Here is a 14,980-nt window from a genome sequence, read left to right on the forward strand (position 1 = left end):
TGATCTCATCATACGTTGAATAAGGGGGTAGTGATGGACGTTCAGGACATCGACTTCGAAGAGCTCTACCAGGGCGCCACCCCGATCGGGCGGAAGATGCCGTGGGACATCGGCGCGCCGCAGCCCGCCGTCGTCGCGCTGGCCGACGCCGGCGAGTTCACCGGCGAGGTGCTCGACATCGGCTGCGGCCTCGGCGACAACTCGGCGTTCCTCGCCTCCCGCGGCCTGCACGTCACCGGCCTCGACGGCGCGCCTTCGGCGATCGAGCAGGCCCGCACCCGCACCCCGGACGCCACCTTCGCGGTGGCCGACGCGACGAAGCTCGAAGGCTACGAAGGCCGCTTCGACACGGTTCTCGACAGCGCGCTTTACCACTGCCTGTCCGAAGACCAGCGGCGTCAGTACCTCGCGGCCCTCACCCGCGCGACGCGGCCGGGTGCGCGGCTGCACCTGTTCGCCTTCTCCCCCGACGTGCCCGACACGTTCCCGGCGCCGTACCTGATCAGCGAGGCCAACCTGCGCGAGACGGTCGGCAAGGACTGGACGATCGACCGGCTCGAACCGACCGTCTACACGACGTCGATGACCCCGGACGAGCTGCGCCAGAGCGTCCAGGTCGTGCTCGACACCGACGCGGCCGGCCTGGCCGGGATGGACACCGACGCCGACGGCCGGGTCCTCGTCCCGGTCTGGCAGCTGACGGCGACCCGCCGCTGACCTCGGGCGCGGGGGTCAGACGTTGCGGCGGTACTGGCCCCCCACCTCGAAGAACGCCTCGGTGATCTGACCGAGCGAGCACACCCGCGCCGCGTCCACCAGGACACCGAACAGGTTGCCACCGCGCGTGGCCGCCTCCTTCAGCGCCTTCAGCGCCTGCTGGGCCTCCTCGTGGTGGCGGTTCTTGAAGTCCGCGAGCCGGTCCAGCTGCGACTTCTTCTCCGCCTCCGTCGCGCGCGCCAGCTCGACCTCGACGTCGTCCTCACCCTCGCGCGGGTTGCGGAAGGTGTTGACCCCGACGATCGGCAGCGAGCCGTCGTGCTTCTTGCGCTCGTAGAGGATCGACTCGTCCTGGATCTTGCCGCGCTGGTAGCCGGTCTCCATCGCGCCGAGCACGCCGCCGCGCTCGGAGATCCGGTCGAACTCGGCCAGCACGGCCTCCTCGACCAGGTCGGTCAGCTCGTCGACGATGAACGAACCCTGCAGCGGGTTTTCGTTCTTCGACAGGCCCCACTCCTTGTTGATGATCATCTGGATGGCCATCGCGCGGCGCACCGACGACTCCGACGGCGTCGTGATCGCCTCGTCGAAGGCGTTGGTGTGCAAGGAGTTCGCGTTGTCGTACAGCGCGCAGAGCGCCTGCAGCGTCGTGCGGATGTCGTTGAAGCTCATCTCCTGCGCGTGCAGCGACCGCCCGGACGTCTGCACGTGGTACTTGAGCTTCTGCGACCGCTCGTTCGCGCCGTAGCGCTCCTTCATGGCCACGGCCCAGATCCGCCGCGCCACCCGGCCGAGGACCGTGTACTCGGCGTCCATGCCGTTGGAGAAGAAGAACGACAGGTTCGGCGCGAAGTCGTCGATGTCCATGCCTCGGGCCAGGTACGACTCGACGTAGGTGAACCCGTTGGACAGCGTGAACACCAGCTGCGAGATCGGGTTCGCCCCGGCCTCGGCGATGTGGTAGCCGGAGATCGAGACCGAGTAGAAGTTGCGGACGCCGTGCTCGATGAACCACTCCTGGATGTCGGCCATCATCCGGAGGCTGAACTCGGTGGAGAAGATGCAGGTGTTCTGGCCCTGGTCCTCCTTGAGGATGTCGGCCTGCACGGTGCCGCGCACGTTCTTCAGCGCCCACTCGCGCAGCTCGGCGGCCTCGGCGTCGGACGGCTCGCGCCCGTGCTCGGCGCGGAAGGCGTCGAGCTTCTGGTCGATCGCGGTGTTGAGGAAGAAGGCCAGGATCGTCGGCGCCGGGCCGTTGATCGTCATCGACACCGACGTGCTCGGTGCGGTCAGGTCGAAGCCGTCGTAGAGGACCTTCATGTCCTCGAGCGTCGCGATGGACGCGCCCGAGGTGCCGACCTTGCCGTAGATGTCCGGGCGCGTGTCGGGGTCGTGGCCGTAGAGCGTGACCGAGTCGAACGCGGTCGAGAGCCGCTTGGCCTCGGAGTCGGCCGAGAGCAGCTTGAACCGCCGGTTGGTGCGGAACGGGTCACCCTCGCCGGCGAACATCCGCGCCGGGTCCTCACCCTCGCGCTTGAACGGGAAAACCCCGGCGGTGTAGGGGAAGTAGCCCGGCAGGTTCTCGCGGCGGAGGAACGACAGCAGCTCGCCGGACTCGGTGTAGCGCGGCAGGGCGACGCGCGGGATCCGGTTGCCGGACAGCGTGTCGCGCCACAGCTGCGTGTGCAGCTCCTTGTCGCGGATCTTGACGACGAGCTCGTCCTGGCGGTACTCCTCGGCCAGCGCGCGGAAGCGCTCGAGGAGCTTGGCCGACTCGCCGTCCACTTCGGACTCCGCGGTGGCGAGCAGGCCGTCCAGCGCGTCGGTGGCCGCGTCCACCTTGGCCAGCTCGGCGCGGGTGGTCGCCAGCGCCTCGTGCTTGCGGATCGCGGCGACCTGCTGGCCGGTCTTCGTGTGGTACCCGCGCACGGTGTCGGCGATCTCGGCCAGGTAGCGCGCGCGGTTGCCCGGGATGATCGTGCTCGCGTCGGTCGACACCTTGCCCTCGACCACCGGCAGCGTGCCGGCCGAAACGGTCAGGCCGCGCTCGGCGAGCAGGCCGCGCAGGTGCTGGTAGAGCGCGGTGACGCCGTCGTCGTTGAACTTCGCGGCGCTCGTGCCGTAGACCGGCATGTCCTCGGGACCGGAGTCGAACGCCTCGCGGTTGCGCACCAGCTGGCGCGCGACGTCGCGGCGGGCGTCCTCGGCGCCGCGGCGCTCGAACTTGTTGATCGCGACGACGTCGGCGAAGTCGAGCATGTCGATCTTCTCCAGCTGCGACGCGGCGCCGAACTCCGGCGTCATCACGTACAGCGACTGGTCGACGAAGTCGACGATCCCGGCGTCACCCTGCCCGATGCCCGGCGTCTCGACGATCACCAGGTCGAACCCGGCCGCCTTGCACGCCACGATCGACTCGCTCAGCCCGGCCGGGATCTCGCCGGACGTCGTCCGGGTGGCCAGCGAGCGGAAGTACACCGGGGAGCCGTCGAGGCAGTTCATCCGGATGCGGTCGCCGAGCAGCGCGCCGCCGCCCTTGCGCCGCGACGGGTCGACGGCGAGCACCGCGATCCGCAGCTTGTCCTCCTGGTCGAGGCGGAAGCGGCGGATCAGCTCGTCGGTGAGCGAGGACTTGCCCGAGCCGCCGGTGCCGGTGATGCCGAGCACCGGCACCTCCCGCTTGCCCGCGGCCTCGGTGAGCCCGGCGAGCAGCTCGCCGGAGAGCTGCTCCGCCTGCAGCTGGGTGATGACGCGCGAGAGCGCCGCGACGTCGCCGGAGAGCACCTTGTCGAGCGCCGGGGCTTCGGCCGCCAGGTCGACGTCGCAGGCCTTGATCATCAGGTTGATCATGCCCGGCAGGCCCAGCTCGTAGCCGTCCTCGGGCGAGAAGATCCGGGCGACGCCGCGCGAGTGCAGCAGCTCGATCTCCTCGCGCACGATCACCCCGCCCCCGCCGCCGAAGACCTTGATGTGCCCGGCGCCGCGCTCGCGCAGCAGCTCGACGAGGTAGGAGAAGTACTCGACGTGCCCGCCCTGGTAGGCGGAGACGGCGATGCCCTGCACGTCCTCGGCGATGGCCGCCGTGGCGACCTCGTCCACCGAGCGGTTGTGCCCGAGGTGGATGACCTCCGCGCCCTGCGACTGCAGGATCCGCCGCATGATGTTGATCGACGCGTCGTGACCGTCGAAGAGGCTCGACGACGTGACGAACCGGACGGGGTGCGCGGGGCGGTGCAGCTCACTGCTCATCCTCCCAAAATACTTTGACTTCCTACTATTGGAAACCCGAGGACCAGTGACACGGCTCTCACGACCGCACGCTGAAGCCTTGACAAGACCCAGCTCGGCGCTATGTTTAACGAGTCCCTTAATTAACAAGGTGCTGAAATGACCACTGCCGCCGATGACCTGAGCCGCACGTTCTCGGCCCTCGCCGACCCCACGCGGCGCGCCATCCTCGCCCGGCTTTCGGCCGGCGAGGCGACCGTGAACGAGCTCGCCGAGCCGTTCCCGATGAGCCTGCCCGCGGTTTCGCGGCACCTGAAGGTGCTGGAGCAGGCCGGGCTCATCACCCGCGGCCGCACCCGCCAGTGGCGGCCCTGCCGGCTGGAGGCGAAACCCCTGGAAGACGTCGCCGACTGGGTCGCGACCTACCGCCCGTTCTGGGACGAGGGGTTCGACCGCCTCGAGGAACACCTGCGAACCCTGCAGCGCACGACCGAAGGACCCGAAGATGCCTGACGACGTCCTCACCATCACCCGTGTCTTCGACGCGCCCCGCGAGCTCGTGTTCGGCGCGTGGACCGACCCCGACCAGCTCGCGAGCTGGCTGGGCCCGCACGGGTACACCGGTGCCGCCGTCACGCTCGCGACCCGGCCGGGCGGCGCCTGGCGCGCCTGCATCCGCGGCCCGGAAGGCGACGAGCACTGGATGCACGGCGTCTACCGCGAGATCACCGCCCCCGAACGGCTCGTATTCACCTTCGCCTGGGACTCCGAAGGCGACCTGCGCGCCGAGACCCTCGTGACGATCGACTTCGCCGACCACGGCGGCAAGACCGAGATGACCTTCACCCAGAGCGGCTTCCCCACCGCCGCCGACCGCGACAGCCACCAGGACGGCTGGACGTCGTGCTTCGAAGATCTGGCCGGCTTCATCCACTCCCGAGGAAAGGACCCCCGATGACCTCGACCCACGCCCTGCCCCCGATCGCCTCGCCCGAAGAGTGGCAGGCCGCGCGGGACGCGCTGCTCGCCAAGGAGAAAGCGCACATGAAGGCGGCCGACGCCCTCGCCGCCGAACGGCGCCGGCTGCCGATGGTGCCCTTCACCAAGCCGTACGAGTTCGACTCGCCGGAGGGCAAGAAGAGCCTGCTCGACCTCTTCGAGGGCCGGCCCCAGCTCGTCGTCTACCACTTCATGCTCTACCCGGGCAGCGGCGACGCGGTCTGCCCCGGCTGCTCGATGATCGTCGACAACCTGCCGCACCTGGCGCACCTGCACGCCCGGGACGTCACGCTCAAGGTCGTCGCGCCGGCTCCGCTGGCGGAGATCGAGCGGTTCAAGACCCGGATGGGCTGGGACGTGCCGTGGGTGTCCGCGAACGGCACGGAGTTCCCCGACGACTGCGGCGTCGGCAGTGCCTTCGGCGTCAGTGTGTTCCTCCGCGACGGCGACCAGGTGTACCGCACGTACTTCACCAACGGCCGGGGTGGCGAGCAGTTCCTGGTGACGCACCGCTACCTCGACATCACCCCGCTGGGCCGGCAGGAGGCGTGGGAAGAGGAGAGCCACGGCGATGCCGGCCCCAGCTCCTGGTGGCGCCTCCACGACGAGTACTGAAAGTCGCGGGCCCGGGGCGCTCCCCCGGGCCCGGCGGCGTCAGCGCGACTTGGCCGCCCGCAGCGCGATCCACTGCCGCATCGCGTACTCGACCAGCGTGATCAGCGTCTGCTTCGTCGACTCGCGGTCCCGCGCGTCACAGCGGACGATCGGGATGTTCGGATCGATCGACAGCGCCTCGCGCACGTCGTTGATGTCGTGCTCCAGCACGCCGTCGAACGTGTTGACGCCGACGATGTACGGCAGCCCCCGGTCTTCGAAGAAGTCGATCGGGGCGAACGAGTCGGCCAGCCGGCGGGTGTCCGCCAGCACGACCGCGCCGATCGCGCCGCGGACCAGGTCGTCCCACATGAACCAGAACCGCTGCTGCCCGGGCGTGCCGAACAGGTAGAGGATCAGGTCCGCGTCCAGCGACACCCGGCCGAAGTCCATCGCGACGGTGGTCGTCGACTTGCCCGGGGTGTGGTCGAGGTTGTCGACGCCGACGCTCGCGTCGGTCATCATCGCCTCGGTGGTGAGCGGCACGATCTCGGACACCGATCCGACGAACGTCGTCTTGCCCGCGCCGAAGCCGCCCGCCACCACGATCTTGGCGGATGTCATGGTCGGGGGCGCGGTGTCCCGCGGTGCCTTAAAGCCGACGGAGTCCACTCAAAACCCTTTCCATCAACACCAGATGTGCCTCGGCGCCGTCATTGCCCGTAATCGTCTTGTGCACCGTGACCAGCCCCGCGTCCGCCGCGTCGCTGATCAGCACCCGGGCCACGCCCAACGGCACCCGCAAGGCCGACACGATCTCGGCGACCGAACGGGGGGTCCGGCACTCTTCCATGATCGAGACGCACTCGATCTGCTCCGCGGCCACCTCGGGGAAGCCACCGGTGGCAGCGTAGTCCTTCGCGGAGACCAGTGTCTCCAGCTCCAGGGCATAGTTCGCGCGGGTGCGGCCACCGGTCAAAGCGTACGGCCGGACGATCGCCGTCTGGTCTTCGGGAGCCGGGGGCTGTTCGAACACCGCGGGCATGACGAACTCGCCGCTGGGCGGACCCGGGTCGAACAGGCCGCCCGGTCTGGGGCCGTCCCCGTCGGTACTGCCGGGTGGAGAGACTAAAGAGGTCACGGGATCTCCTTGGTCGGCCGACGGCGCGGGCGCCGTCGGTTCCGCGGCCGCGTGCGCACCGGCGGCCGGGGGTGGCGGGGACTCCTTGTTCTTCTTGCGCTTCCGGCGGGCACGGCCGGAATCCAGGGTGAACCCGTTGAGGACGTCGGCGAAGGTGCCGTCGTCCCCTGCGCCGGAGGCGGCGTTGTGCGCCTCCGGTGGTTCACCGAAAGATCCGGACCCCGTGCTCATCGCGCCATCATCCCACCGGTTCGCCGATCAGCGACCCACCCGAGCCCTGGAGCTGGGCGCGCAGCTCCGGGGTCAGGATCTGGCCGACCCGGTCGACGAGCATCGTCATCTCGTAGGCGACCTGACCGATGTCGCAGTTGGGGGCGGCGAGCACGGCCAGGCAGGACCCGTCGCTGATGGACATCAGCACCATGATCCCCAGCTCCATCTCCACGACGGTCTCGTTGACCGCCCCCGCCTCGAAACACCGGGCCGCGCCCTGCGTGAGGCTGACCAGCCCGGAGGCGACCGCGGCGAGCTGGTCGGCCCGGTCCAGCGGCAGCCGGTTCGACGCGCTCAGCAGCAGGCCGTCCGCCGAGACGACCACGGCGTGCGCCACGCCCGGCACCCGCTCGGCGAAGTCGTTGATCAGCCAGCCGAACTGATTCTGCGTCGGCTGCGCATTACTCGGCGAGGTCATTCACCCTCCAGTGTCTCGTGGTTGGTCTCAGTGGCCCGCGCGGTGCGGTGGCGTCCGCGCTCGATGCCCTGCTGGAAGCTCCGCAGGCGGCCGCGCACGTCGTGGGCGTCACGTTGGGGTCGGGGGGCCGTGGCCCCGGTGGGCGGTCCGGCGCTGCCCGGGAGAAGCTGCTCCCCGCGACGGCGCCGGGGCAATCCTGCCGAAGTGAAGGTGGCGGGCGCCGACTGGGACACCGCTTGCACCGCGCGCCAGCCTTCGTCGGTGCCGAAGGTCCACTCCGCGGTGGTTTCTTCGGCGCGGACTTCCGGTGGGGCGGAGCGGCGGGACGGGAGCGCGGACGGCGGGGTGGCCGGACGGCCGGCCGGTGGCAGCTGGCCGGTGGTCGGAGGTGGCTCCGCGCCGGGTGACTGCTGCCTTGGCTGAGGGAGGCCGCCGGTTGCCGGGCTTTGCGGGAAGGGGTGGGGCTGAGCCGGGCCATTCGGCTGGCCTGGCGCCGGTTGGAAGGCGTTCGGCTGCGGCTCGTCGGGCCGCTGGACTGGCTGGGCCAGCCCATTGGCCTGTCGGGAGCTCGGCTGGGGCAAGCCGTTCGGCTGCCCGGCCTGCGCCGCCGCGGGTCCCTGCTGGCCCGGCTGCGGCAAGCCGTTCGGCTGCCCGGCCTGCGCCGCGGCAGGTCCTTGCCGGCCCGGCTGCGGCAGGCCATTCGGTTGCCCGGCCTGCGCCGCGGCAGGTCCTTGCCGGCCCGGCTGCGGCAGGCCATTCGGTTGCGGTGCGGCCGCAGGCGGCTGGAAGGCGCCCGGCTGCGAACCCGTCGCCGGTCCCTGCTGACCCGGGCCGTTCGCCTGCCCTGCCTGCGGCGACTCGAAAGCGCTCGGCTGCGAACCAGCGGCAGGCCCGTGCTGGCCAAGGCCATTCGCCTGGCCGGCCCCCGGCTGTGAACCGGCGGCAGGGCCCGGCTGCGGCAGGCCGTTCGTCTGCGGCGCAGCCGCGGGCGACTCGAAGGCACCCGGCTGCGATCCGCCGGTCCCCTGCTGACCCGGCGACACCAAGCCGTTCGCCTGCCCAGCCTGCTCCCCCGCCCCGCGCGGGGGCAGAGCCGAGGATTCCGGCTGCTGGGCCGCATCCGCCGCGGCCTTGCGGGCCTGCTGGCGGCCGCGGGTCACGCCCTGCTGGAAGCTGCTGAGGCGGCCGCGGACGTCCGCCGGGTCGCGGACCGGGAGCTCGGGGCGAGCCGGGGCCGACGGGGGCTGGGCCGGTGGCGTCGACGTTGCGCTGCCCGGCATCAGCTGCTCGCCGCGGCGGCGGCGGGGCAGGCCCGCGTCGGTGAACGCCGTCGGCTCGGCCTTCGTCACCGCCTGGACCGTGCGCCAGTTTTCGTCGCTCGCGAAGTCCCAGCTGCGAGGCTCCTGCTCCTGCGGCTCCTCCGCCGCCTTCTTCTCCACCGCGGGCGAAGCGGCGCTGGCAGCGGCCGGCTCTTCCCCGGCCGCCGGCTTGTCCTCGCGGAACCACGCCGACAGCATCTCGTCGAAGATCGGCGTCGTCTCCGAGCGGTCCGGTGCCGGGGCGGCCGCAGGCGGCGGGGGGGCCGGGGCCGCGGGGGTTGTCGTCGCCTGGCGCCACCAGTCGCCGAGCGTGGTTTCGTTGGCGGAGAACAGGTCCTTGCCCGCCGGGAGGTCACCCGCGCGCGGGGGCTGCTCCGGCTGCGGGACCGGGAGCACGGTCGGCACCGGCGGCAACGTCGGGCGCTGCGGCGGGACCTCTTCGTCCTTCGGGATCGGGGCGAACAGCGCCGTCCCGGAGATCTCGAGGTCGGACGGCGGGCGCGGGGCCGTGGGGCCGTGGCCGTTCGCCAGCCCGGCGAGGTCGTTCGCCGACGGCCAGCGCTCCTCCCCCATCGCCGGCTGCGGCGGGACCAGCGGCCGCGGGCGGGAGTTGCCGTTGACCGGGCGGCGCGGCAGGCGGTTGCCCGCCGCCGGGCTCGCCGGGTGCTGCTGGGGCGAGCCGATCGGGCCGGTCACCGGGCCGTCGGTCACCGGCATCACCAGGTCCGGCGGGACGACGACGGTCGCGCGGACCCCGACGATGTCCTTGCCGCCGTGCAGCGAAACCCCGATCCGGTGCCGGCTGGCGAGCCGGCCGACGACGAACAGGCCCATCCGGCGCGACGTGGCCAGGTCGACCGACCCGGCTTCGGTCAGCCGCGTGTTCGCCTCGCCGACCTCGGCCTCGTTCATGCCGATGCCCTTGTCGAGGATGTCGATGTTGAGCGAGCCGTCCTCACCCAGCCGCGACGCCACCGTCACCGACGTCTCCGGCGCGGAGAACGCGGTCGCATTGTCCAGCAGCTCGGCGACCAGGCGCATCAGGTCGCTCGCGGCGTACCCGACCACGCGGGCCGGGGGCGGCGGCTGCACCTGGACCCGCTGGTACTGCTCGATCTCCGACACCGCCGCGCGGAGCATGTCCGTGGTGCCGACCGGCTTGCCCGACCGGCGGCCCGGCTCGGCGCCGGAGAGGACCATCAGGTTCTCGTTGTTGCGGCGCATCCGGGTGGCGAGGTGGTCGAGCTGGAACAGCGTCGCCAGCTGGTCGGCGTCCTCTTCGTCCCGCTCCAGCTGCTCGATCAGCTGCAGCTGCCGCTGCACCAGGCTCTGGCTGCGGCGGGAGAGGTTGACGAAGACGCTGCCGTAACCCGTGCGCATCGCGGCCTGCTCGGTCGCGAGCCGCAGCGCCTGGTGGTGCACCTTGTCGAAGGCGCGGGCCACTTCGCCGACCTCGTCGTCGGTCCGCACCGGCACCGGCACGACGTCCGTGCCCTGCGCGCGGCCCTCCTGGATGTTGCGGACCGCCTCGGGCAGCGCCGTCTCGGCGACGTCGAGAGCGCTGCGGCGCAACACCTTCAGCGAGCGCAGCAGCTGGCGGGTGATGAGGAAGACGACCGCGACCGCGAGCACCATCGCGGCGAACAGCAGCACCGCGAGCAGGCCCGCGCCGCTGCTGGCCTCGTCGACCAGCTCGGTCGACGTCGCCGACGCCGACGCGCCGAGCCGGTCGGCGACCTGGCCGATCTGCGTCCGCATCGCGGCGGACGCGGCGTTCCAGTCCGCCGCGGACAGCGCGCGGAAGGCGTCGTCGACGGCGCTGCTCTGCGCGTTCACGACCGACTCGACCATCCGGGCGCGGCTCTGCGCCTGGGTGCCTTCGGCGATCGCCGCGAAGTCGCGCTGCAGCGCGTCGCCCGCCGCGGAGCGGAAGTCGACGAGCCGGTCGGCCAGCCGCAGCTCGGCGGCGCGGACGGTGGCCAGCTCGCTCGGCGTCAGCGACGCGCGGGTGATGCCGTAGGAGACCAGGGCCTGGCTGAGCGACACCTGCTCGCCCGCGACCAGCAGCTCGTGCAGCCCGGCGGGCGTGCCGCCGAGGGTGCCGTCGCCGGCGCCCGCCGTGGCGGCGGTGTCGAGGCTGATCAGCGCACCGGTGACCCCGGAGTAGGCGGTGACGGCCTGGGCCGGGCCGAGCTGGCCGCCGTCGACCTGACGGCGGAGGAAGCCCAGCGTGCTGATCTGCGCGGTCGCCGCGCCGGCGGCGCCGGCCACCCCGGGCTCGACGTCGGCCGCGCGGGCCTGCGCCGAAGTGAACGGGTCGATCGCGGCGTCGGTCGCCTTGCGGGCCGCGGCCAGCTCGGGGGTGCCACCGACGGTGCCGTCGGTCAGCATCGCCGCGGTGACCGTGCGCTCTTGCTGGAGCGCGCCGGTCAGCGCGCGCGTCTGGCCGCCGAGCGCGACGAGCCGGTCGAGCCGCTGGTACTCGTCCGAGCGGCTCACCTGCGCGGCGATCGTCGTGATGCCGAGCACCAGCGCGAGGATGATGGGCACGACGGTGACGGCCGAGAGCTTGACGGGCAGGCTCCAGTCGCGCCAGCGCACCAGCGCGCGCCAGGCGTCCTTGCCCTTGGACCGCCGGGGCGCTCGGCCGAGCAGCTCCCCCACGGGCACCTGACCTTCTCCTGCAACGGTCACGTGAGTGACTCCCTGTCCGGCGTCATGGATCCGCGTCGGCGGCGCGGCGTCGGTGTCCGCCCTCGCTCGCCCCCGGCTGCCCCGCTGTCCGCGCTGTTCGCACGCCCGGTTCCGGGCAGGCACCGTCCCGGCGTCCCGTGCCCGGGACTCTGCACGTGCACGGCGCAACTTGCGGTCTGCACGGTCGTCGAGATCAACTTAATCGGTGCCAATCGATCGCTGCGGTCAGCTGGGCCAAAGAATCGTACCCCCGCGGTCCTGCCGGTCAATTTTGTTCCCCGTTCGGTCGCTGACCTGCGAAAAGTGCTTTCGGGTCCGAGGGTGGTCCGCGACATTCTGCCTCGCCGCCCCCGAAGAGGGAATTCCGGTTACCGGACGCGGTGCTCGGAGACGTCCGGCCGTCACCCGATTAGCCCACCCAGGGCAACTGCATCACTCGGACGATCTACACTCCGTACCCCCATCGGGTGGGTCAAGTCTCAAGGTGTGCCCGATGTTGTGGCGTTCACCCGCACCGTCGCCCGACCCGGTGATTTCTTTCGAGACCCCCCGCTGACCAGTGGATCTTCGCCGCCACGCCCGCCCTCGGAGGACCCTCTCCCGCGCTACGAACCCCCGGCAGAGCCACTCTGAGTGACGAATGACTACGCAGTCCCCACAGGATTAGCTCGTTCGCCGCAGTACCGGCACAACGCGACAACGTCGTGTCACAATTCTTCTCATCATTAGGGTGATCTGCCCGTGATCACGAAGCGAACGCGGATTCGACACTTTCGACAGGAAATCGAATACCGCGCGTTCCGGCGGCTTCGACCACCCGGCCGCCTGCCGACTCCGCCGGACGGCCTAGTTACGATGGCCGCTCGCAGTCCGCAAGGGCGGCCCGGCGCCCTGCCCGCAGGCGCCCCCGGGCCACCGCCGCCACGCAGGCATTCCGCCGGAGGCACCCATGTACGACGTCGCGCGCCCCGTGACGGGCAACGCCCTCGAGGAGACCGGTCAGCTGCCGGCCCTGTTCGCCGGGGACCGCCCGTCCGGCGCCCACCGCCAACCCCCTCCCCGCACGGGGCCCGACTACGCCGGGATCCAGGCCGGCCCCGAGTTCGTCGCGCTGCGGCGGCGGTTCCGGGCGTTCGTCTTCCCGATGAGCTTCGCCTTCTTCGCCTGGTACATGACCTACGTGCTGCTCGCCGCCTACGCGCACGACTTCATGAGCCAGAAGGTGTTCGGCCAGGTCAACGTCGGCATCCTGCTCGGCATCGGCCAGTTCGCCAGCACCGCGCTCGTGACCTGGCTCTACCTGCGCTACGCCCGCCGCCACCTCGACCCGCGGGTCGCCGAGCTCCGGGCCCGGGCGGGCCTTCCGGAAGGACCGCGCCGATGACCACCCTCGCCGCCGAAGGCACCCCCGCCAGCAACCCGATCGTCAACACGGCCGTGTTCGCCCTCTTCGTGGCGATCACGCTGTACGTCGTCTACCGGGCCAGCACCCGCAACTCCTCGACCGCGGACTACTACGCCGCGGGCAGCGCGTTCACCGGCCGCCAGAACGGCATCGCGCTCTCGGGCGACTTCCTCTCCGCCGCGTCGTTCCTCGGCATCGCCGGCGCCATCGCGATCCACGGCTACGACGGCTTCCTCTACTCCATCGGGTTCCTCGTCGCGTGGCTGGTGGACCTGCTGCTGATCGCGGAGCTGCTGCGCAACACCGGCCGGTTCACGATGGGCGACGTGCTGAGCTTCCGGATGAAGCAGCGCCCGGTCCGCGCGGCGGCGGCGACGTCGACGCTGGTGATCTCGTTCTTCTACATGCTCGCGCAGATGGCGGGCGCCGGCGGCCTGGTCGCGCTGCTGCTCAACGTGCACTCCAAGCTCGGCCAGGCGCTCGTGATCGGCGTCGTCGGGCTGGTCATGGTGCTCTACGTGCTGGTCGGCGGGATGAAGGGCACCACCTGGGTGCAGATCATCAAGGCGACGATCCTGCTGCTCTGCGGCGTGCTGCTCACGGTGTTCCTGTTCGGCAAGTTCGGCTTCGGGTTCTCGAACCTGCTGTCCTCGGCGGCCGACAACAGCCCGCTCGGCGACAAGCTCCTCGAACCGGGCGGCTCGTACGGCAAGAACGGCACCACCAAGCTCGACTTCGTGTCGCTCGCCCTGGCCCTGGTGCTCGGCGCGGCGGCCCTGCCGCACGTGCTCATGCGCTTCTACACGGTGCCGAACTCCCGCGAAGCGCGGCGAAGCGTCGTCTGGGCGACGGCGTGCATGTTCGTCTTCTACCTGTGCACGCTCGTGATCGGCTTCGGCGCCGCCGCGCTGGTCGGCGCGGACGAGATCAAGGCCGCCCCGGGCGGCGAGAACTCGGCGGCGCCGCTGCTCGCCCTGCACGTCGGCGGGACGCTGTTGCTGGGCATCATCGCCGCGGTCGCCTTCGCGACGATCCTCGCCGTCGTGGCCGGGCTGACGATCACCGCGTCGGCCTCGTTCGCCCACGACGTCTACGCGAACATCTTCAAGCGCGGCAAGGCAGAACCGGCCGACGAGGTCCGGGTGGCGCGGCTGACCGCGATCGCGGTCGGGGCGCTCGCCATCGTCGGCGGCGTGCTGGCGAACGGCCAGAACATCGCGTTCCTGGTGGCCTTGGCGTTCGCCGTGGCTGCGTCGGCGAACCTGTCGACGCTGCTGTACTCGCTGTTCTGGAAGCGGTTCAACACGACCGGGACGCTCTGGGGTATCTACGGCGGCCTGGCCGCGTCCCTGGTGCTGGTGCTCTTCTCCCCGGTCGTATCCGGCTCGGCGGACTCGATCGTCAAGGGCATCGACTTCGCCTGGTTCCCGCTGAAGAACCCGGGCCTGGTGTCGATCCCGTTCTCGTTCCTCTGCGGCTTCGTCGGCACCCTGCTGGGCAAGCCGAAGGCGGACGCGGAGAAGCACGCGGAGATGGAGGTCCGGTCCCTCACCGGGATCGGCGGCTGACCCGGCGGACGGCCTGCGTCACGCGCGCAGGCCGTCCAGGATCACGGTCAGCACCCGCTTGCCGTCCTCGGGGCTGCAGTTGCGCACCGCCATTCCGGCGCCGTGCCCCAGCCGCAGGACGTCGGCCCCGACGACGTCGCCGCGGATCAGGCCCGCCTCGCGCGCGGTGTCGACCAGCACGCCCGTCGCCGCGCGCAGGCGCTGCTGGCAGTACAGGAACGTCTCCGAGCCGGAGTCGATCGACTCCTTGAGGATCGTGGCCAGCTTGTGCCGCTCCACGACCCAGGTCACCTGCTCGGTCAGCCACGCCTCGAGCGCCTCCCACGGCGCCAGCTCGTCGTGCAGCACGTACGCGCGGTCGGCCAGCACCTCGATCTCGTCGCGGTAGACCGCTTCGAAGAGCTTCTCGCGGGTCGGGAAGTGCCGGTAGAGCGTGCCCGCTCCGACGCCCGCCTTCTTGGCGACGTCGTCGAGCGGCACGTCGGCGCCGTGCGCGGTGAAGAGCTCGTTCGCCGTCGCGACGATGCGCTCGTAGTTGCGCCGCGCGTCCGCGCGCATCGGCCGCTCCGTGCCCGGCATCCCGGCCTCCTCGCCACGTAACCGGAGAGATTCTCCGAATTCACT

The 14,980-nt window shown here is 71.2% G+C and carries 12 protein-coding genes; 6 read left to right on the plus strand and 6 right to left on the minus strand.

Going from position 1 to position 14,980, the window contains the following annotated elements; translation table 11 throughout:
* Nucleotides 1-33: 33 nt before the first annotated feature.
* Nucleotides 34-717 carry a class I SAM-dependent methyltransferase gene (locus ACZ61C_RS16980; protein WP_465307610.1) on the plus strand — a complete coding sequence of 228 codons (684 nt, stop codon included), beginning with the start codon at nucleotides 34-36 and terminating at the stop codon, nucleotides 715-717.
* A gap of 15 nt (nucleotides 718-732) precedes the next feature.
* Here the strand turns inward: ACZ61C_RS16980 and icmF are convergent, their stop codons facing one another.
* Nucleotides 733-3,966 carry a fused isobutyryl-CoA mutase/GTPase IcmF gene (gene icmF, locus ACZ61C_RS16985; RefSeq protein ID WP_465307612.1) on the minus strand — a complete coding sequence of 1,078 codons (3,234 nt, stop codon included), beginning with the start codon at nucleotides 3,964-3,966 and terminating at the stop codon, nucleotides 733-735.
* Nucleotides 3,967-4,104: 138 nt separating this feature from the next.
* Here icmF and ACZ61C_RS16990 point away from each other — a divergent pair, with 138 nt between their 5' ends.
* Genes ACZ61C_RS16990 through ACZ61C_RS17000 form a run of 3 tightly spaced genes read left to right on the plus strand, consistent with a single transcriptional unit; the run spans nucleotide 4,105 to nucleotide 5,559 of the window.
* Nucleotides 4,105-4,458: an ArsR/SmtB family transcription factor gene (locus ACZ61C_RS16990; protein ID WP_465307614.1), complete on the plus strand. Its 354-nt coding sequence runs from the start codon at nucleotides 4,105-4,107 to the stop codon at nucleotides 4,456-4,458.
* Nucleotides 4,451-4,903: an SRPBCC family protein gene (locus ACZ61C_RS16995; protein ID WP_465307616.1), complete on the plus strand. Its 453-nt coding sequence runs from the start codon at nucleotides 4,451-4,453 to the stop codon at nucleotides 4,901-4,903. Before ACZ61C_RS16990 ends, ACZ61C_RS16995 begins: the two co-directional genes overlap by 8 nt.
* On the plus strand, nucleotides 4,900-5,559 hold the full coding sequence (locus ACZ61C_RS17000) for a DUF899 domain-containing protein (RefSeq protein WP_465307618.1): 660 nt from the start codon (nucleotides 4,900-4,902) through the stop codon (nucleotides 5,557-5,559). Before ACZ61C_RS16995 ends, ACZ61C_RS17000 begins: the two co-directional genes overlap by 4 nt.
* Nucleotides 5,560-5,598: 39 nt before the next feature.
* On the opposite strand, the gene ACZ61C_RS17005 is transcribed toward ACZ61C_RS17000, so the two are convergent.
* Genes ACZ61C_RS17005 through ACZ61C_RS17020 form a run of 4 tightly spaced genes read right to left on the minus strand, consistent with a single transcriptional unit; the run spans nucleotide 5,599 to nucleotide 11,359 of the window.
* Nucleotides 5,599-6,162, minus strand: a complete 564-nt coding sequence (locus ACZ61C_RS17005; protein ID WP_155542172.1) for a GTP-binding protein — start codon at nucleotides 6,160-6,162, stop codon at nucleotides 5,599-5,601.
* A gap of 28 nt (nucleotides 6,163-6,190) precedes the next feature.
* Complete coding sequence (locus ACZ61C_RS17010) at nucleotides 6,191-6,910, minus strand: DUF742 domain-containing protein (RefSeq protein WP_465307620.1); 720 nt, start codon at nucleotides 6,908-6,910, stop codon at nucleotides 6,191-6,193.
* A gap of 7 nt (nucleotides 6,911-6,917) precedes the next feature.
* Nucleotides 6,918-7,370, minus strand: a complete 453-nt coding sequence (locus ACZ61C_RS17015; RefSeq protein WP_465307622.1) for a roadblock/LC7 domain-containing protein — start codon at nucleotides 7,368-7,370, stop codon at nucleotides 6,918-6,920.
* Nucleotides 7,367-11,359, minus strand: coding sequence for a sensor histidine kinase (locus tag ACZ61C_RS17020; protein ID WP_465308262.1), 3,993 nt, complete (start codon nucleotides 11,357-11,359; stop codon nucleotides 7,367-7,369). Before ACZ61C_RS17020 ends, ACZ61C_RS17015 begins: the two co-directional genes overlap by 4 nt.
* A gap of 973 nt (nucleotides 11,360-12,332) precedes the next feature.
* On the opposite strand from ACZ61C_RS17020, the gene ACZ61C_RS17025 reads away from it, so the two are divergent.
* Entirely contained in the window at nucleotides 12,333-12,767 is a 435-nt protein-coding gene (locus ACZ61C_RS17025) for a DUF485 domain-containing protein (protein WP_465307624.1), read from the plus strand.
* A complete protein-coding gene (locus tag ACZ61C_RS17030; protein ID WP_465307626.1) occupies nucleotides 12,764-14,356 on the plus strand; it encodes a solute symporter family protein in 1,593 nt (530 codons plus the stop codon). Before ACZ61C_RS17025 ends, ACZ61C_RS17030 begins: the two co-directional genes overlap by 4 nt.
* 18 nt (nucleotides 14,357-14,374) lie before the next feature.
* Here ACZ61C_RS17030 and ACZ61C_RS17035 read toward each other — a convergent pair whose 3' ends face one another.
* Nucleotides 14,375-14,935: a TetR/AcrR family transcriptional regulator gene (locus ACZ61C_RS17035; RefSeq protein WP_465307628.1), complete on the minus strand. Its 561-nt coding sequence runs from the start codon at nucleotides 14,933-14,935 to the stop codon at nucleotides 14,375-14,377.
* Between the last annotated feature and the right edge of the window lie 45 nt (nucleotides 14,936-14,980).

It is taken from the genome of Amycolatopsis sp. NPDC104587 (assembly GCF_055583645.1).